Source organism: Microcoleus sp. N9_B4 (genome assembly GCF_036701635.1).
Taxonomy (GTDB): Bacteria; Cyanobacteriota; Cyanobacteriia; order Cyanobacteriales; family Microcoleaceae; genus Microcoleus.
The window spans coordinates 1-19,358 of record NZ_JAUBRC010000034.1 but is presented as its reverse complement, the minus strand read 5'-3'; the positions used below and the strand labels follow the sequence as shown (position 1 = coordinate 19,358).

Sequence of the window (19,358 nt, the reverse complement as noted above, 5' to 3'; positions counted from 1 at the left end):
CAGCACGAATTGCACACTTGGACTTGTAAGCGCCGAAAACAACCTAAAACCCTATCAGGGATTGAAACCCCGGCTTCAAAGTAAGCAAAAAGGGTTTTTCCCGCCGAAAACAACCTAAAACCCTATCAGGGATTGAAACGGATATTCTTAATACATTCACCCTGAACGTTGAAAGCCGAAAACAACCTAAAACCCTATCAGGGATTGAAACCACGATCGTAGACAGAGCGTCTTTCATCGTGACGCCGAAAACAACCTAAAACCCTATCAGGGATTGAAACCGCCAAACAAAAAAGCACAGAAAGCGCGCTTTGGCCGAAAACAACCTAAAACCCTATCAGGGATTGAAACGAGATATGATAGCAATCCACCTTCTAGTGCAACGCCGAAAACAACCTAAAACCCTATCAGGGATTGAAACCATTTTGCGCTGGTAATTGTCAATTTGGTCTGTCATTGCCGAAAACAACCTAAAACCCTATCAGGGATTGAAACTTCGGCACACTGTCAACATTTGTATACAGTTTCTTACTGCCGAAAACAACCTAAAACCCTATCAGGGATTGAAACAGATCTTCCCTGAAATTATGCACCGGTGAACTAGCCGAAAACAACCTAAAACCCTATCAGGGATTGAAACCACCACAGCTACGTGTACGCTTAACTTTAGAACACAGCCGAAAACAACCTAAAACCCTATCAGGGATTGAAACGAGTATGCTATCACTCTGCAATCACTGCAATCACTCGCCGAAAACAACCTAAAACCCTATCAGGGATTGAAACATTTTGCAATTAATGAGAAAGTTGCCGCCAACGCCGAAAACAACCTAAAACCCTATCAGGGATTGAAACTGGGAAGGGTCGCAAATGCGATGGCAACCACCAGGGAAGCCGAAAACAACCTAAAACCCTATCAGGGATTGAAACCTAACTATCTGTAAGAATCCAACTTTTGAGGCAATGGCCGAAAACAACCTAAAACCCTATCAGGGATTGAAACAAAGGGTAAAAATCCTCCTTGATATCTTGAGACAGCCGAAAACAACCTAAAACCCTATCAGGGATTGAAACTTCAGCAAGAAGTGACTTTGATTAATTTGGTAGATGAGCCGAAAACAACCTAAAACCCTATCAGGGATTGAAACTTATAGAGAAGGGAAATGGCTTTCTTTAAAAGCGCCGAAAACAACCTAAAACCCTATCAGGGATTGAAACGATTGCAGAAGAAGTGAAAAAGTTGTATTAACCGCCGAAAACAACCTAAAACCCTATCAGGGATTGAAACAAAAACTAAACGCATTTTAATCAACTACAAGCAGAGTCGCCGAAAACAACCTAAAACCCTATCAGGGATTGAAACTAATGCGGTTGAATCTGTTGCTGAGAAATTGGCACCATGCCGAAAACAACCTAAAACCCTATCAGGGATTGAAACTACCATCCAGCAAATAATTTTCAAACGGGTATATTTGGCCGAAAACAACCTAAAACCCTATCAGGGATTGAAACGTGGACTATTTCGCCGAGATTTCTGGTAAACCTTCAGCCGAAAACAACCTAAAACCCTATCAGGGATTGAAACTCCGAAATTTCGGACACTTTTTGCATGGATGGGATTGCCGAAAACAACCTAAAACCCTATCAGGGATTGAAACAATTTCAAGGCTGGCTTAACGAGAAAGGATTTAAGCCGAAAACAACCTAAAACCCTATCAGGGATTGAAACCACCTAGACACTAAAAAACCGCCGATCGTATGATTGGGCCGAAAACAACCTAAAACCCTATCAGGGATTGAAACCAATCACCCATCATCAACCGTGCTCGCCAAGATTTAGGCCGAAAACAACCTAAAACCCTATCAGGGATTGAAACAGGGCCGCACAAGTTGGACATCATCCCGTAAGAGAGCCGAAAACAACCTAAAACCCTATCAGGGATTGAAACCTCGCAGCTATCCATCTCCTTACTCATCTCTTGGGCTAGCAACAAGTTTACTTCCAACACTTGCCACAGCACAGGTGGTGGTCATGGATCATCTCACATTTCATAAAAGTGGTCGGATTCAGGAATTGATTCAAACAGCCCGGTGTAGACTATTATATTTACCGCCATACTCTCCAGAGTTTAACAAAATTGAACAAAGAAGAGTCTTGGCTAAAAAGTCAAATTCGTACACAGCTTGATGAGTTTGATTGCTTACATTTGGGCGACCCTTGGATGTCTTGCGCCTTGCATCCTAACACGGGCCGTTGCTATATGTGATTTCCCAGATTCTTCAGTTGAGACAACCTCAAAATTATGACCACTCAAACAACTTCTCCACTCCTACTCAGTCCCTTCACAATCGGAGATTTACCCTTAAAAAACCGGGTACTCATGGCACCCCTGACGAGAGCCAGAGCCGGTGAAGCGCGGATGCCCAACGCCTTGATGACAGAGTATTACACTCAGCGAGCCTCCGCTGGTTTAATCATTACAGAAGCGACAGTGATTTCTACTCAAGCTACTGGTTGGCTCAATACCCCCGGTATTTATTCAGACGAGCAAGGAGAAGCTTGGAAACAAGTTGTGAGTGCGGTTCATGCCCACCAAACGCCGATTTTCATGCAGCTTTGGCACTGCGGACGAGCTTCCCACAGCAGTTTTCATCAAAACAATCAATTGCCAGTTGCAGCCTCTGCCATCAAAATAAATGGAGAAGGCATTCATACCCCTCTAGGCAAACAACCCTACGAAACTCCCCGCGCTCTAGAAACCGATGAAATCTCCCTGGTTGTAGAAGATTATCGCAAGGCGGCGGAACGGGCAAAAATGGCAGGTTTTGACGGTGTAGAAATTCACGCAGCAAACGGCTATCTCATTGACACATTCCTGCAAACCAAAACCAATCACCGCACTGATTCCTATGGCGGCGTAGTCGAAAATCGCTACCGTTTTCTGAAGGAAATTGTAGAGGCGATTATCACAGTATTTCCGGCCAACAGAGTAGGGGTTAGGCTTTCTCCCAATGGTATTTACAATGATATGGGTTCTCCCGAATATCGGGAAGATTTTCTGTATTTCGCGCAGCAGTTAAATGCCTATAATTTAGCTTACCTTCACTTAGTGGACGGTCTAGCATTTGGCTTTCACGAATTGGGAACGCCCATGATGATAGGAGAGTTTCGCGATGTGTTTGCAGGGCCGATCGTCGGCAACTGCGGATATACTCAAGAACAGGCTGAAACGGCCCTGAGTAGCAAAGTTGCGGATTTAATTGCTTTTGGTCGAGATTTTATCAGCAATCCCGATTTGGTAGAGCGTTTTACTAATGGTTGGCCGCTCAATCCGCCTGCTGAAGTGGGCGTCTGGTATTCTTTTGGGCCTGAAGGTTATATCGATTTCCCTAGATATCAGGAATCGGCCGCTATTTCTTAATTGAGTTGGTTGGTTGGGGCGGGTTGATCAATACCGAGTATGTGCATCATAGATAATGGTGAACTCGCCCCAACCGGATTTATGGTTAATTCACAAAAGTAGGAGTGGGAGTTGAAGCGATATTTAATTGTCATCGCCGGTTGAGATCGAGAACGTTTCCCCATATCCTAATAACCATAGGGTACTTCAAAACATCCAAGCTGCTAGCTCAGCTTTTGAGAGCCTGAAAAAAATCAATAGCGGAAGCGCTTTTAACAAGATGGCACAAAATCACAAATCAACGGTTATCATTACCGGCGCTTCCTCCGGCGTCGGTTTGTACGGCGCGAAAGCTCTCGCAGACAAGGGATGGCACGTAGTCATGGCCTGTCGGGACGTGCGGAAAGCTGGAGAGGCCGCCAAAGAGTTGGGTATACCTGAAGGCAGTTTCTCCATCATGGAGATTGACTTGGGCGATTTGGAGAGTGTGCGTAGGTTTGCTCGGGCATTTAAGGCCAGCGGTAGGCCTCTGGACGCTTTGGTGTGCAACGCCGCCATTTATATGCCTTTGATTAAGGAACCGCTGCGGAGCCCGGAGGGTTACGAGTTGACGATGACTACCAATCACCTGGGTCATTTCCTGCTGTGTAACCTGATGATGGAAAATATGAAGCCTTCCTATTATTCCGATGCGAGAATCGTGATTTTGGGAACTGTGACTCACAATCCAGACGAGTTGGGCGGGAAGATTCCGCCGCGCCCGGATTTGGGCAAGTTTGAGGGTTTTGAAGCGGGTTTCAAAGACCCGATTTCGATGGTTGATGGCAAAAAGTTTGAACCGGTCAAGGCTTACAAAGATAGCAAAGTTTGCAACGTGCTGACGATGCGGGAATTGCACCGCCGCTTTCATGAATCCACGGGGATTACTTTCACTTCGCTGTATCCGGGATGCGTTGCGGATACCCCACTATTCCGCAACCACTATCCTTTGTTTCAGAAGCTGTTCCCGCTGTTTCAGAAGAATATCACCGGCGGTTACGTGTCGCAGGAGTTGGCGGGGGAAAGGCTGGCGATGGTGGTTGCTGATCCAGAATACAAGCAATCTGGGGCTTATTGGAGTTGGGGAAATCGCCAGAAAAAAGATGGTAAGTCTTTTGTACAGAAGGTTTCTCCCCAGGCCCGCGATGATGAAAAAGGCGAGCGGATGTGGGAGTTGAGTGCTAAGTTGGTGGGATTGACTGACGGGGCTCAAATGGGTGCTGCGGCTGGTGCGGGCCGCTCTGCATAGTTCAAAGTTACAAACCCCCCTTTATCAGGCTTGGCGGTTGAAACGGCGTCTACGCACAGGAGGTGGGTAGACGCTGACTCAATAATGAAGGGGGTATTAAAGTCGGATTTGGTATGATGCACCAAAATCAAAGAAACCGGGTTTTTTAGTGGCTCTGCGGGTTGTAACTCACATCTTGCACTATTCTTAAGAACGGGCTCTTCGGCCCGTTCCACAAGAAAATTTATCTCTTGTGGAACAGGCCGAAGAGCCTGTTCATCAAAAGATTATTGAGAATAGTGCAAGATCTCAGTTGTAGCGCGTCTTTTCGGAAACAACCCGGTTTCTGGTTTACCCTGGGGTACAGGGCTATTCGGGTTGCGCCATTAGCATGAAAGCGTAGGTTTTGCAACCCAAACATTTGGTTTTTTTTACCGTTTACGATCGACTTACACGATATTTTTTCGGATAAGAACCCGGTTGGTGCGTAATTCTTGGGAAATGAACAGCCGTCGATCGACCTTTTGGTTTGTAGCGTCGCCGAAACTGTTGGCTGCGACGGCTGTTTCCTTTTTTGCTGTTAAGATTGATTTTTACTCTTAGGTGCTCACTTCCTGAAAATATTTTCCCCCACTTAAGCGAGATAATAATTATATCCTATGGCTTGTCGATCGCAAAAACTATTTTTACTCGCTGGAATTTTTGGGTTGGTTTTGTTGGGAAAACCAGCGAAAACATCCGCTAGCACAGTTGAAATTTTGACCTCAAATGTTGAGGATTTGGCAGCAGTTAGCAGCGCAGGCGACACTAATCTTGACAGTCGCGAAGACTTAGCCACCGCTGACGAGAAGACGCAGTTACCCGCTGAGTCAGAACACTCGGCGGCGGCGGAAACTCCCGACTTACCGCCGTCTGCGGCAAATTCAGTCGATGTGGCATCTTACACGATTGTCAAGAACAGGCAAGATGCCTGTTCCACAAGGAGTGAGTTTGATTGTGGGGTGGGCATCTTGCCCGCCGGTAAAAGGCTTATTGAGAATGGTGCAACATCTCAGCCCGTTAGCGAAGCCCTCGGAGAGGATCGCACATTCAGCACAAAAACTCAAGAAACCGAGATTTTTAACTCAGATCAAAAGCTAGAAGAAAATATTGACCAAAAGAAAACCGATTTGGGTATCGCTCAACCTTTGCAATTAAGCCAACTGCCCAACCCAATTCTGCCCAGAGAGCCGGAATTGCCAACTCCTGAGCCGCCGCAACCGCCTGCGCCGTCTCCCCTCCAACCAACCCCACTAAAACCTGTTCCGGGCGATTCTCGACCAAGCATTCTGGGTACAATTAGGGTCGATGGCTTTGAATTTGAGGGCAACACAGCTTTTAGCGATCGCGAACTCGCAGAAGTTACGCAACAGTTTGCGGGCCGCGAAATCACCTTTGCCGAACTGATCGCAGCCGAAGCAGCCGTCACTCAAAAATATGTAGCGGCAGGATACATCAATTCCGGCGCTGTAATTACCGCCAACCAAACCTTCCCGAGAGAAGGAGGTGTGGTGAAAATTCGGATTGTAGAAGGCGGATTAGATGAAATTGTGATTAGTGGAAACAGGCGCTTAAATTCAAATTACGTGCGATCGCGCCTAGAACGCGCCACCAGACAGCCCCTCAACCGAGATCGCTTGCTGGAAGCCTTGCAACTGCTGCAACTCGACCCCTTAATTGGCAATATTTCGGCCGAATTGCAAGCCGGAAGCCGCCCGGAAAACAGCCGCTTAGAAGTGCGCGTCAAAGAAGCAGACAGCTTTAGCGCTGAAGTGTTTGCAGACAACAATCGATCGCCCAGCGTTGGCAGTTTTCGGCGCGGTGTTCGCATCAATCAAGCAAATTTGCTCGGTTTGGGCGACGGATTAGAGGTATCTTATGCTAACACCGACGGCAGCAACGAATTCAACGGCAGCTACACAGTCCCCGTCAACGCCCGCAACGGCACGATTGGTTTCGCTGCGAGTGCTGCTAGCACCAATATCATCGAGGAACCGTTTGATGCTGCTGAAATTGAGGGGAAATCGCGCACCTACGAATTAACTTACCGCCAGCCGATTGTCGAAAAGCCCGATCGCACTTTGGCTTTGGGACTGAGTTTTTCGCGGCAAGAAAGCGATACATTCCTGTCGGGGGAACGATTTGCGCTTTCGGCGGGAGCAAACGACCGCGGCGAAACGCGGGTTTCGGCTGTGCGCTTTTTTCAAGAATACGTGCAGCGGAGTTCCAGCCAAGTGTTCGCGGCGCGATCGCAGTTTTCCCTCGGCACTAATCTGTTCGGCGCTACTGCGAACGATAGCGGGCCCGACAGCAGCTTTCTGGCGTGGCGCGGACAAGCCCAATACGTGCGGCTGCTAGCCCCAGAAACCTTGCTGATTGTGCGTTCTGACATTCAATTAGCCGATCGCCCCCTGCTTTCCCTCGAACAAATCGGGATCGGTGGCGTTCAAAGCGTGCGCGGATACCGCCAAGATTTGCTGTTAACTGATAGCGGTGCGATCGCATCTGCAGAAGTGCGAATTCCGGTTTGGCGTGTCCCGGAAGTCCAAGGTTTGTTGCAAGTCGCTCCGTTTATCGATTTTGGGCTAGGGTGGAACCATTCGGAGGAAAAGGCGAATCCTGACTCGGATAAACTGCTGGGTGCGGGTTTGGGCCTGGTTTGGCAGATGGGCGATCGGTTGAATGTGCGTTTAGACTATGGTATTCCTTTGATAAATGCTCGATCGGGCGATCGATCTTTGCAGGAAAAAGGCCTATACTTTCGGATTAATTACTTTGCTTTCTAAATTGTAGGTTGGGTTACAAAATTGATAAGTAATACCAATTCTTTATGAAGCTGCACAGAATGGGAAACCTGAAACCTTTTCCGGCCAAGTATATATTCTATGCAGCTTCATAGAAAAATGGTATAACTAATAACTAGAGTCAATCAAGCCCTAAATAGTAAATATTTTATGTTTTGCGAGATTTATTTTGTGCTTTACTTGGCTTTATATATTCGAGCGCTCATCTATTTATTTCATTGCAGTTTCCCACCAAATCAGCAAAGGGTGATTTCGAGGAGGTTGATATCTCGCTTTAACTCGAATTGCACTCAATGCGGCTTTTAATGTTACTGAGTCAATTTTTGATTTTTCCGACCAATGTTCAATGACTTCCAGTGTTGATATAATTTGGATGTGAGGAGCCTCTTTTCTTAGAAAGGCGATCGCTCTCTTATCATCAGTTGCAACTGCCCATTCGCGGTGAAAGGCGATCGCAAATGTTGCAGATTCTCCTTCATCCCTCATTTGAGCAGTATAGTTGATGAAAGTTTCTGCCTCTGCTTCCGATTCAAAATCTACGATCGATATTAAACCTTCTTGAACCGCCTGGTCAAAATAAATTGGACCTTCACTCTCCTCATTCTCAATCCGCTGAAGCGTCTTTAATTCTTGCGATCTAACAACTTCAGCAACCACAATTTGAGCGGGAATAGCTTGCAATATTTCTCGAAATTTTCCCGAAGCATAGAAATTTAGAATACAGCAGGCATCTAGGACAATATGGGATTGTTTAATATTCATCGTTAATTACCCAATTATCCTACGCCTGACAAAGGTCTAAATCAGCAACTTCTTCGATTATTCCGCTTGAATGTCCGCTTAATGATTCTGCAATCCGTCGAGCTTCCAGGCGATCGACACCAAGAAAATTAGCAAAGTGTCCTTCGGTAATTAACCCTCGATCTAGTGCTTCGATCGCTAAATGCTGATAGTGAACAGGAGCCATGTCGATGCGTTCCATGATAGGTTCCAAGCCCATTTCCTGTTGAACTTTTCGGACTTTTAATCCTCGATCACGCAGACGCTCCCAAGTTCCAGAGGGTAACAGTTTAATTGCTTCCAATCGATAGATTAGAGCTTCAATAGACACTCCATAATGGTGAGCTAAAGTGAATAAATTTGTTGCAGTAAACTTGCCATGAGATCGGTGCATATCGTTAAATCGCTTGAGTAAATCACTTGTCGGCATTAGGAAATAATTAGGGAAAGTGTCTGCTAGTCTCTCGCTCTCTGGTTTCCTTTTATACTGATCGTCAAAATCAACTATGGGCTTCCGTCGATGAGCGAGAAAATGCAGATAATCATGTGCTAATGACCAGCGTTTTCTCTCTTCAGGATGTCCAGCATTGATCGCGATGCAGCCACCCATTTGTTCGTTGTAGCTATAGATACCTGAGTATTTAGGTGGCATCTCTATATAAAAAATTCGTAATCCGACACTCTGTTCTAAAATATCTCGCAGACATGGAATAGGTGCATCACCAAGCCCAAGCCGTTGACGTTCTGAGATGGCAATACTTTCCGCTGCGGCCTCAAGTGGCATATTATCGATCTTGTACTCTTGTGGATAATTTCGAGGTAAGGGTGCATCCATCATCGCTTCGAGATCTAGATAGTTTTGGCACAGTTCCTCTAAGCGCAAAATACTGGGTTTAATCCGTGCTGCTTCAGCTTCATTCTGCCCAAATGCCGAGCGATATTGAACCTCAAAAGGTTCTGTAACAGCACGAGGCTGAACGAAATCGCCGATGGCTTTTCCATAAGCACGGGCGAGTTTAATCAGTTCCGTTGCTTTGATCCGGCGTTCTCCTTTCTCAATTGCAACAATAGTTGTTCTTGCAGTATCAATAATCTGGGCTGCTTGAGCTTGAGTCATGTCACAGCTTTTACGGGCTTGTTGAAGGAGTTCCCCCAATCTCGCTAGATCGATGTTGTCTAATATATTAGTAGCCATTACAGTGTTCCTTAATCTTATTAAGCGATCGAATATAGCCTTTCTCAAAAAGGTGAGGTATGCCAGATTCTATGTACATCAAGGTTTGTGACCTTTGATATATACCTCATCTATCTAAGAGCCGCTATAGTTTCGAGCTAACGACTCACTGTCCCTATTCTTAATGAGGTTGACTGATAGTTGAGATTTTACATCATCCCACTCAGCGACATACTTTTGATAAAGTCTAATTAACTTGCTCTGCATATCAAGAGTGGTCAACTTTTCTACGACTGAACATTGATCGACAATATCATCGAGGATCGGAAATTTACGAGTTAACGCTTCCCACTGAATCTCATGTGGATTAGGTCGATTGAGTAAGCATCGTAGCGTCTCAACTTGTGCGAGCATATGTCGTAAACTCTCACTTGGATCTTTCACGGGTGAATAATTTCCATGTAATATTAGATATCGAGTCTTATCCTCTATTTTAGCAGCACTAAGAGCTTGTCGTCGTAAAAGGCAAGAGGAGCAATATCCACACTGACTGATATTATGTCTGTGGGGGCTGTCGCATGACTTTGTTTGCGAAGATAGTCTACCCGTCACGTCTTCTGCTAATATCTGACACATTTCAGATTTAGTTGAGAATAGGAATGGATTCCAGACCCGAAATGCCTCTCCTAGAAGCTCTGAAATGAGATCGCTCACTTTCAGCAAAGTCAATGGATGAACCGATCTGGTGTGATCTAATCCCAACGCAGATTCGCGATATGGAAGATTAATTGCACCAGTTCCATTTTCATAAAAGCAAAGCTCTTGTCGCCCCATTAAAGATGCACAGGCAGCACCCAGCATTGCAAATACAACACCTCTTGCGCGGGTAATTTTGTTTTTCCTAACTGCATTGCTATCAAAGAAGCTAATTGGAAATCGGTATAAAGTACAACGATTTGGAAAAATAGATCTAATTTGTTTTTCTGTATCTTCCTGTAGCTTGTGAACGTTAACATTACCTCCAGTGCCAAAAAGTAAAAATGACTTTTCTGGATGCGATCGCAAACGTTGATAGAGACCAGCAAAGGCATCAAGACCACCACTCCACATGGCCACTTCACAATCCTGAGATGCTACTGGCAAAGATGGTTGCCGAACAACGGAACGTTCTGCATCTGATCTCTTTGGGAAGTCAAACAACCATAGACTTCCAGTAGCCCATTCAAGCAAATTTTCTAGGTGAGATCGAAATAATTCAGTATTCATTATTTCAGGATGACGGACTGGTAGTTTTACATAAATGCGACTTTGATCTTGGCGTAGATTTTGAAATGCAAGACGATCAGCGAAATGGATTCCAACAGCCAGATCGATTAGATCAGCAACTACAGATGGAAACTCTTGCTTGACTCGATAGTTAAATTCTTCATCGTCTATCGTAATTCCAATAGAACTCTCCTTTTTAGTAGCATGATCTGTAAACTGAATACACCCACTACTATTTACCCCAGAGCCAAAATCTAGCGTGTAATCACTATCGTGGGCATGAAATTCTTTCTTCATTGTTAGCATAGGTCTTCATCCATATCTACTGGATTTACTTGACGGCGTGGTAGTCGTAACTTGGTTACACTTCCATCGATATTTGCCTTATTTGCCCAATTACCGATTCCAGAAACAACCGCAGGCTGAATTTCTTGAATTAGTTGTTTAAGAGTTCGATCATTCATCCCTGCAAGATGTTCATCGGTTAGTGGTATACGACCATGAAATCCTGATTCCAGCACTGTGGTCATGTATTGCCCCAAAATTGCTTCCGACATACTATTAGCAGTTAATCCTCGATCGTTACCATACCTAAGCTCATGTAGGAAACTCTTTCCAGCGCAAAGAATAAGCTCCTTAACGTCATGCCTTCCATCAACTTGAAGTATTTTTTCTATTTCCCTATTCGCCATACCCCAGTCAACAGAGTTATTCCCGCCCGCGATGTCAATAACCTGGGACAACCTTTCACCCATCTGTTGGGCAACAACGATTGGTAGATTGCCTTTTTTTTGAAGATCTCGCTTCAGTGCTGAGATCGCCATCCGAGTACACTCATCGATACTTGCTTTCCCCTCACAGAGCGACTCATATAGCTTTTTATAGTACCCAAGCCCATTGCGGAAAATATCTCCATCAGCCATGTTCCCTGCTCCGTGCTGCAAAAATAGGAGTTTGCTTATACCCTCAATTTAGATCAATAACCTGACATTGTCAATAATTAAAGGGAATAAATCTATAAAATGTCAGGTTATTGCGTAAGCTAATCGACTGTATTCGCGGTCTAAGTTTCTACAACATATTGGTGATAGTCCACTAAACTGGATCCATTACCAACACTACAGCCTAGGCATTGCCAGCCCTGTCAAGGTGCGATCAGACGTATTTACGTCATTCTAGGTGTTCGCTCACGAGAATCAACAAGATTTATTCTCGTAAGGACTTGAAAAATAGCAGATCGGCCGATCGCCATTTTGTTTTCTCCATTGGTAAAAACCGTAGTTCATAGTCGGAATTATCATTGTTATGTTCTAGACTCAAGTGCAGCACAAAAGCTGTTGAGGCTATTTAGTAAAGCATTGTAGTAATAATAAGCATCATCGCGTTCGTTCTGAAGATGGGCATACAAGGCTAGTTCCGGCTCTGATACTAAAGGCTCCTTCGGAATATCCAAGCCTGCTTCGGTTAAGCGTACAGATGCGATCGCGACTAACAATGACCCAACTGTATTCGTCTTACCATGATGAAGATCGTCCAATCCCGTTAGAATTAGCTCCGCTCCCGGCAACTCATTCAAGCTCATGACTGTTCCTCCTCTGAGTTACCTTCAAAACGTTCGATGAAGTTCTCAACTTTGCTTCTAAGCACTGAACCCTGAGCTTCTCTACCCAAGACTTGCATCAATCGTTCTATCTTCTGAGAATCAACGTTCGGACGCATATTCTGCACACATATTTAAACAGCAACAGATTTCCTCAGCCGTCGCACTGAAAAAAGCTATCTTTCTTATATTTGAAAAAATATCGCTCAAACTGTTCGGTAACTTGGGCGACAAGTTTTCATCAAAAAGTAATTTCATGCGGATAATGGGGCGGTCATAAACCGACGCTCACGGTCAGCAGCATAAGCTATGCAGGCTTTTAAATCTTGTCGCGTCAGATCGGGAAAATCACCCTTGAATTTCTGCTTCAGTCATCTCGGAAGCCCGGTACTCAAGCACTTCATAAACTGTAATTCGCAAGCCGCGTACACAAGGCTTACCACCGCGTTTATTTGCTTCGATCGTGATGTGGTTTCAGTAGTTCATAAAAAAGCTTGGTAAGATTGTGTTCTCGACCTTGGCAAAATGTTAGCCTATGGCTGTGGAGCTGGCAAGGTTGTCAGTTATTTTTAGCGCTGACGGTCAAATTTTATTAAGTCGCGGTCTCGATCGCTACTTGGGTCGCGATCGGGGACGATCGCACTGATACGATCCAAATATATAATTATGATGGAACCGGAAACGATATAAATCCTAACCTAGTTAACACAAGAGGGCTTGTCTTATGGTTCAGACACAAACTAAACTAACATTTGCAGACTTTCTCGAAAATTACCCAGACGGATCTGGCATCTACGAACTTGTAAATGGAGAGATTGTCAAAGTGGAAGCAACCAGAGCTCATAAAAATGTGGCACGATTTCTTGTTAAGTCTTTCGACAGAGAAAGCGATCGCTTGGGGCTTGACTATATCGTTGACAAAGATATAGTGTTGAGGACTGTCACAGCTTCAGGACAAGAACAAGGCAGAAATCCTGATGTTGGCGTGGTTAAGGCATCAGTATGGAACAGCAATGTAAGTGGCTACGGAGCCCTTACCGAACCTATCCAATTGGCAGTTGAAGTTACCTCAACTAACTGGGAAGACGACTATGTGGATAAACTAGATGAGTATCAACGCCTCGGCATTTGTGAGTATTGGATTGTGGACTATTTAGCGATCGCTTCTAGGGCTTATCTAGGAAATCCCAAAATTCCCACAGTTTTCGTTTACTCGTTGGAAAATGGCAGTTATTTAGTTCAAAGTTTTACAGGTAATGAGCGCATTATCTCTAAAACTTTTCCCGAACTAGAAATCACAGTCGAGCAACTTGTACTCAGCAGCCAAATTCAAAACATTTAGAGAAACGAGATGAGATTACACCGATATTTTTTTATCCTGGAAAGAGTGTTTTTATGCTTCCCGTCCATTACTCTTTACTATTTTCACCATTCTCAAAAACAGGCAAGATGCCTGTTCCACAAATACTAGATTTTATTGTGGGGAGTAGGGGTTGGGAATCTAGCCCGCCCGTAAGTTACTCCCTACTCTTTGCTTTCCTGTTGCTATTTCCCACTTCCGCGATCGCCCAAATCATCCCCGATAATACCCTGGGCGCAGAAAGTTCCCGCACAGTTACCGATACTATCAATAACATACCCTCAGATAGAATCACTGGCGGTGCAACTCGTGGGGTTAACCTCTTTCACAGCTTGCGCGAATTTAACATCCGTGAAGGGCGGGGAGCTTATTTTGAAAATCCCAAGGGAATTTCTAATATTTTTACCCGCGTTACTGGCGGAAAATCCTCAAATATTTTAGGAACTCTGGGAGTCTTAGGCAACGGCAATTTATTTTTAATTAATCCGAAAGGAATTATATTCGGGCCGAATGCGCGGTTAGATTTGCGCGGTTCCTTTATCGGTTCCACGGCTGACAGTATTGTTTTTTATAACGGCGTTGAATTCAGCAGCACCAACCCACAAACATCTCCGCTGTTAACCGTTAATATTCCCGTTGGTTTAAGATTTAGAGACAATCCCGGTGCAATTGTCAATCAATCGACAGCTTTAGGAAAGGTAAACCTCCCAGCCTCTCCTGTGCCAATTCCGATTAGCGATCGAGTGGGTTTAGCAGTAGACCCCGGTCAAACTTTAGCACTGATTGGCGGCGACATCCAACTGCAAGGCGGCAATTTAACCGCCAGCGGCGGACAAATTTTACTCGGTAGCGCAGCGAGTCCCGGTTTAGTTAATTTTGCACTGACAGCGGGGGAAAAGGGGAATTTAACTTTAAATTATGACAATATTCAGAACTTCGGCAATATTCAAATATCCGAGGGATCACTGATCAACACTAGCGGCACTGGTGGCGGCAGAGTAGAGTTAAAAGGTGGAAATGTCGCCCTCAGCGGTGCGCGAATTTATGCGCTGACACTGGGAAATATTGATGGTAGAGGTATCGATATCAGCGCTCAAAAGTTGCGAGTGGAAAACGGCACGCAATTTTCTACTTTGACTCTAGGAGATGGTGCAGGAGGCAATATCAATTTCCGCGCTGCTGATTCAGTAGAAATGAGCGGGTTGGGAGTTGAGGGTTATCAACAGGTTGCAATTAAATATTTGGTATCGGGAACTACAGACCCGTTTGACCCGCTATTTGTGCTGTTGAATGCTAGTGCTGGTGCTGGTTCAGGGGGCGATATTACGATCGACACTGGCCGCCTGCTCTTCAACAATGGCGTAGTAGGTAGCGGCATCACTTTTGGTGGTGGCAATGGCGGCAATTTAATAATTCGCGCCAATACTTTTGAGATGGTGGGTTCTGGAATTAACAACGGGACAGCTAAAGAAAGTAGCGGTGCGGGAGGAAGCATTAGTGTTGATGTCGCCAGATTAATTATGCGCGACGGTTCTCTTTTGGGTACCACAAGCTACAGCAGCGGCCCGTCGGGGAATATCAACATTAAAGCTGCTGAATCAGTAGAATTGTCTAACAGCGGCCCGACAACAGTTGTGTCAACTGGAATCAGCACGTTGAGTATCGGTTCTAACGGAAGGGCGGGGAATATTAACGTTGATACTAAGCGGTTGACTCTCTCTGGAGGTTCGGCGTTTACATTAGGAACGGGTGTTTTAGTTGGCAGGTTTTTGTTTTCTCAGGAGGGCGGGCCTGCTGGGAACTTAACAGTTAGGGCGACTGAATCAGTAGAAATTTCAGGTATTTCTCAACTTTTGAGCAGCGGAATTCAAAATGCGAGTGCGCTGACTTCTGGAACGTTGAGTTCGAGTCGAGGTGGGGATATTCGTATTGATACGCCCAGCCTAACCGTGCGGGATGGGGGGATAGTTTCTACGAGTTCTTTGGGGGTGGGAGATGTGGGGAATATTACTATTAATGCCGATCGCATTGAGGTCAGCGGCAGCGGAAATAATGGTCTGTTTGTCAGTACAATTGATGCTTCGGTGGGCAAAATATTTGGTACTAATCCCAATGCTACGGCAAATGCCGGTTCGTTACATCTGAATGCCGATCGACTAATTGTCAGAGATGGAGCTACAGTGACGGTGCAGGCTACAGGAACCGGACGCGCTGGTAATATCAATATTGTCGCAAATTCGATCGCTCTTGACAACAAAGCGAGTATTGACGGCACGACTGTATCCGGTACTGGAGCAAATATTAACCTGCAAGCGCGAGACATCCAATTGCGCCGCAACAGCCGAATTACCACGGATGGAGGCAGTTCTGACGGCGGCAATATCAACATCAACAGTGACATTCTTGTCGCCCTCCCGCAAGAAAACAGCGACATCACAGCCAACGCCCGCACAGCAGGCGGTGGCCGCGTGAATATCAATGTCCCCAATGTTTTTGGTTTTACGGCAGCGAGTCGCGAACAAGTCAGAAACAGGTTCGGGCTCAGTGACGCCGAATTTGCAGCGTTGCAAGTAAGTCCTACATCTCTGCTTCCAAGCAGCGACATCGCCGCGATTTCCCAAAGTGGCGGCCCGGCTTTGCAAGGGGCGGTAACATTTAGTTCTTTTGGAGTGAATCCCGCTCAAGGTTTAGTGGAACTGCCGCAAAATGTGGTGAATCCGGCTGCGTTAATTGCTGCAAATCCCTGTATCCAAGGGGCCGAAAACGAGTTTACTGTGACTGGGCGGGGGGGATTGCCACCGAGTCCTAATGAAGTTCTCAGCAGCGCTCCATTGCCGTTTCCGTGGGTGGAACCAGCGGTAGGTGGAAGTCCGCAAGTAGAAGGCGTCATACCATCCCTCGAAATTCGACCAACAGAAATTATGCCTGCTCAAGGCTGGGTAATGGACGATCGAGAACAAGTAACGCTGGTAGCCTATAATTCTGGTGGTGCATCTCTTCGCAGTCCGAAACCAACCGGTGTTTGCGTACCTCAATAGGTACTCTTGAGGTTTTAGCTAATCCCTCGCTATTTTTCTAATATTAAATTAACCCGACTTAAAAGATGCCCCGCCAATCTTCCCCCCTATTTTTTGCATTTTTACTGCTGTTTCCTTTTCCCGCCATCGCCCAAGTTATCCCCGATAATAGCTTGGGTACAGAAAGTTCGCGCATAGTTCCCGACACTATTAATAACTTACCCTCGGACAGAATAGAAGGCGGCGCAACTCGCGGAGTAAATTTATTTCACAGTTTACGAGAATTTAATGTGGGTGAAGGCAGAGGAGCATATTTTGCCAATCCCAGCGGAATTGCCAACATCTTCACCCGCGTTACGGGTGGCAACCCTTCTAATATTTTAGGAACTCTGGGAGTCCAAGGAAATGCTAACTTATTTTTACTTAATCCGAAAGGGATTATCTTTGGCCCTAATGCTCGGTTAGATTTGCGCGGTTCATTTATTGGTGCAACTGGTAGCGGTGTTCTCTTTGATAATGGCTTTGAATTTAGCGCTGCCGATCCTAACGCAGTGCCATTATTAGCGATTAACATTCCTGTGGGTTTGAACTTTAGAGAAAATTCCGGCACAATTGTCAACTCTTCCCAAACAATGGCTCCTACATCAGCCTTACCGCCTCTACCCATAGAAATTCCGGCTTTTGAAAAACTCGGTTTAGCAGTAGACCCCGGTCAAACTTTAGCATTAATTGGCGGTGACATTCAACTGCAAGGAGGAAATTTAACAGCTTATACTGGACAAATATTACTGGGAAGTGTCCAAAGTCCAGGTTTAGTACAATTTGAACCAACAGCTTTAGGTCTGAATTTAAACTATGACAATATTTCCAACTTCGGCAATATTGAAATGAACGGTGCAATTATAAATACCAGCGGATTAGGAGGTGGAAAAATTGACATCAGAGGTGGAAACGTCACCGTCAGTAGTTCGGGAATTTATAGCCTAACATTGGGAAGTATTGATGGTAGAGGCATTGACATCAACGCTCACAATTTACGAGTAGATAGAGGAGCGCAAATTCTTACTTCAACCCTGGGAGATGGAAAGGGGAGTAATATGAATATCCGCGCTACTGACTCAGTAGAAATGATTGGGTTAGGAATAGGAGGCTATCAGCGATTTTATACCCAATATATATTATCTGGAACCCTCAACCCCTTTGACCCCCAAATTGTAATTAATAGTGGTACTGTGGGCAGTGGAACTTCTGGAGAGGTTAACATCGATACCGGACGGTTGCTGTTGCGCGATGGCGTGGTAGGCGGTACCGCCACCCTGGGTGCTGGAAATGGGGGAAATCTGACTGTCCGCGCTAACACGGTGGAGTTTGTCAGTTCAGCAATCAATAATGGAACAACTAAGGAAAGTAGCGGCTCTGGCGGCAATATCAATATTGAGGCCCAACGGTTAATTATACGCGATGCTGGTGGTTTGGTTAGCATCAGCCGCAGCGATGGAGCATCAGGAAATATCACGATTAAAACAACTGAATCTGTAGAATTGTCGGGGGGTATTTCTGGAAGTGCCGCCCAAACTCGGATCGGTACAAACTCTTTTGATGGCAATGGCAAATCGGGAGATATTACGATCGACACTAAGCGGCTAAGTGTTTCTGATGGAGCCTCAATTAGTTTATCAACGGGTGCGGTTATTGGGCAAGTCGTGTTTTCTAGAAATGGAGGTCTAGGAGGAAATTTAACTGTGAGAGCTTCCGAGTCTATCGAAGTGAGCGGGGTATCTGGAGTTTTGGGAAATGTAGGATTCGGAGCGAGTGCTCTGGCTACTCAAACTTCAAGTTCTGGCCGAGGTGGAGATATCCATCTCTCTACACCGATGCTAGCTCTGCGGAATGGGGGAATTATTTCTGCGGCTTCTTTGGGTGCAGTAGATGCCGGAAATATTACTATTGATGCCGATCGCATAGAACTTAAAGGTGCGGGGAGTAACGGTCGTTTCGCAAGTAGAATTGAGGCTTCGGCTGGCAGTTTTTCTATTATTGTCAATCCCAACGCTACGGGGAACGCGGGTTCATTAAATTTGAATGTAAATCGATTGAGTATCCGGGATGGAGCAACGGTTAGTGTTCAGTCTTTAGGAAGGGGAAGGGCTGGAAATATTAATGTTGTAGCTAACTCAATTGCCTTGGATAATAAAGCTAGTATTGACGGTACAACTGACTCTGGCGGTGGTGGCAATATTAATATCAGGGCGCAAGATGCACAGTTGCGGCGCGGTAGCAGAATTACAACAGATGCAGGTATTTCTGACGGGGGAAATATCAGAATTGACAGCGATATTTTGGTAGCTTTACCAAGAGAAAATAGCGATATTACAGCTAACGCTCGGACAGCTAGAGGTGGTCAAGTTAGGGTCAATGTACCAAATATTTTTGGCTTTACAAGCCTTAACCGCGAACAAGCCCGGAGTAGTTTAGGACTGACTGATGCTGAATTTGCGGCCTTACAAGTCAATCCAACTTCTTTACTTCCTACCAGCGATATTGCGGCGATTTCCCAAAGTAGCGGCCCGGCGTTGCAAGGTAGTGTTACATTTAGTGCTTCAGGGGTGAATCCTGCTCAAGGTTTAGTGGAACTGCCACAAAATGTGGT

Annotated in this window: 13 protein-coding genes, 1 pseudogene and 1 CRISPR repeat array (1 of these 15 running past the window's edge); of the genes and pseudogenes, 7 read left to right on the top strand and 7 right to left on the bottom strand. The window is 45.4% G+C overall.

What is annotated here, in order from left to right; genetic code table 11:
• A CRISPR array of direct repeats spans window positions 1-1,949; the repeat unit is 37 nt; unit sequence GCCGAAAACAACCTAAAACCCTATCAGGGATTGAAAC (it extends 3,594 nt beyond the left edge of the window).
• Window positions 1,950-2,023: 74 nt separating this feature from the next.
• From QUA43_RS30920 to QUA43_RS21245, 4 genes are all read left to right on the top strand, one after another.
• Window positions 2,024-2,188: a transposase gene (locus tag QUA43_RS30920; RefSeq protein WP_445301990.1), complete on the top strand. Its 165-nt coding sequence runs from the start codon at window positions 2,024-2,026 to the stop codon at window positions 2,186-2,188.
• A gap of 115 nt (window positions 2,189-2,303) precedes the next feature.
• The gene (locus QUA43_RS21255; protein ID WP_333376268.1) at window positions 2,304-3,422 is read left to right on the top strand and encodes an alkene reductase; all 1,119 of its coding nucleotides are present in this window, start codon (window positions 2,304-2,306) and stop codon (window positions 3,420-3,422) included.
• Between the two features lie 259 nt (window positions 3,423-3,681).
• Complete coding sequence (locus QUA43_RS21250) at window positions 3,682-4,689, top strand: protochlorophyllide reductase (RefSeq protein WP_333376267.1); 1,008 nt, start codon at window positions 3,682-3,684, stop codon at window positions 4,687-4,689.
• A gap of 638 nt (window positions 4,690-5,327) precedes the next feature.
• Window positions 5,328-7,493: a ShlB/FhaC/HecB family hemolysin secretion/activation protein gene (locus QUA43_RS21245; protein WP_333376266.1), complete on the top strand. Its 2,166-nt coding sequence runs from the start codon at window positions 5,328-5,330 to the stop codon at window positions 7,491-7,493.
• A 228-nt stretch (window positions 7,494-7,721) separates the two neighbouring features.
• On the opposite strand, the gene QUA43_RS21240 is transcribed toward QUA43_RS21245, so the two are convergent.
• The 7 genes and pseudogenes from QUA43_RS21240 to QUA43_RS21210 form a co-directional block, all read right to left on the bottom strand.
• A complete protein-coding gene (locus QUA43_RS21240; protein ID WP_333376265.1) occupies window positions 7,722-8,273 on the bottom strand; it encodes a hypothetical protein in 552 nt (183 codons plus the stop codon).
• A 19-nt stretch (window positions 8,274-8,292) separates the two neighbouring features.
• Window positions 8,293-9,486: an XRE family transcriptional regulator gene (locus QUA43_RS21235; RefSeq protein WP_333376264.1), complete on the bottom strand. Its 1,194-nt coding sequence runs from the start codon at window positions 9,484-9,486 to the stop codon at window positions 8,293-8,295.
• Between the two features lie 114 nt (window positions 9,487-9,600).
• Window positions 9,601-11,028: a 7-cyano-7-deazaguanine synthase gene (locus QUA43_RS21230; RefSeq protein WP_333376263.1), complete on the bottom strand. Its 1,428-nt coding sequence runs from the start codon at window positions 11,026-11,028 to the stop codon at window positions 9,601-9,603.
• Between the two features lie 2 nt (window positions 11,029-11,030).
• Window positions 11,031-11,654: a hypothetical protein gene (locus QUA43_RS21225; protein WP_333376262.1), complete on the bottom strand. Its 624-nt coding sequence runs from the start codon at window positions 11,652-11,654 to the stop codon at window positions 11,031-11,033.
• 380 nt (window positions 11,655-12,034) lie between these two features.
• Window positions 12,035-12,313, bottom strand: a complete 279-nt coding sequence (locus tag QUA43_RS21220; RefSeq protein WP_333232807.1) for a hypothetical protein — start codon at window positions 12,311-12,313, stop codon at window positions 12,035-12,037.
• On the bottom strand, window positions 12,310-12,450 hold the full coding sequence (locus QUA43_RS21215) for a hypothetical protein (protein WP_333376261.1): 141 nt from the start codon (window positions 12,448-12,450) through the stop codon (window positions 12,310-12,312). The genes QUA43_RS21220 and QUA43_RS21215 overlap by 4 nt, the downstream gene beginning before the upstream one ends.
• Window positions 12,451-12,585: 135 nt before the next feature.
• Window positions 12,586-12,799: pseudogene (locus QUA43_RS21210) on the bottom strand (DUF433 domain-containing protein).
• 256 nt (window positions 12,800-13,055) lie between these two features.
• Between QUA43_RS21210 and QUA43_RS21205 the strand changes: the two are divergent.
• From QUA43_RS21205 to QUA43_RS21195, 3 genes are all read left to right on the top strand, one after another.
• The gene (locus QUA43_RS21205; RefSeq protein WP_333376260.1) at window positions 13,056-13,673 is read left to right on the top strand and encodes a Uma2 family endonuclease; all 618 of its coding nucleotides are present in this window, start codon (window positions 13,056-13,058) and stop codon (window positions 13,671-13,673) included.
• Between the two features lie 107 nt (window positions 13,674-13,780).
• Window positions 13,781-16,729 carry an S-layer family protein gene (locus tag QUA43_RS21200; RefSeq protein WP_333376259.1) on the top strand — a complete coding sequence of 983 codons (2,949 nt, stop codon included), beginning with the start codon at window positions 13,781-13,783 and terminating at the stop codon, window positions 16,727-16,729.
• Window positions 16,730-16,794: 65 nt separating this feature from the next.
• Window positions 16,795-19,358 (top strand): two-partner secretion domain-containing protein (locus tag QUA43_RS21195; protein WP_333376258.1); only part of this gene is annotated, 2,564 nt, incomplete at its 3' end.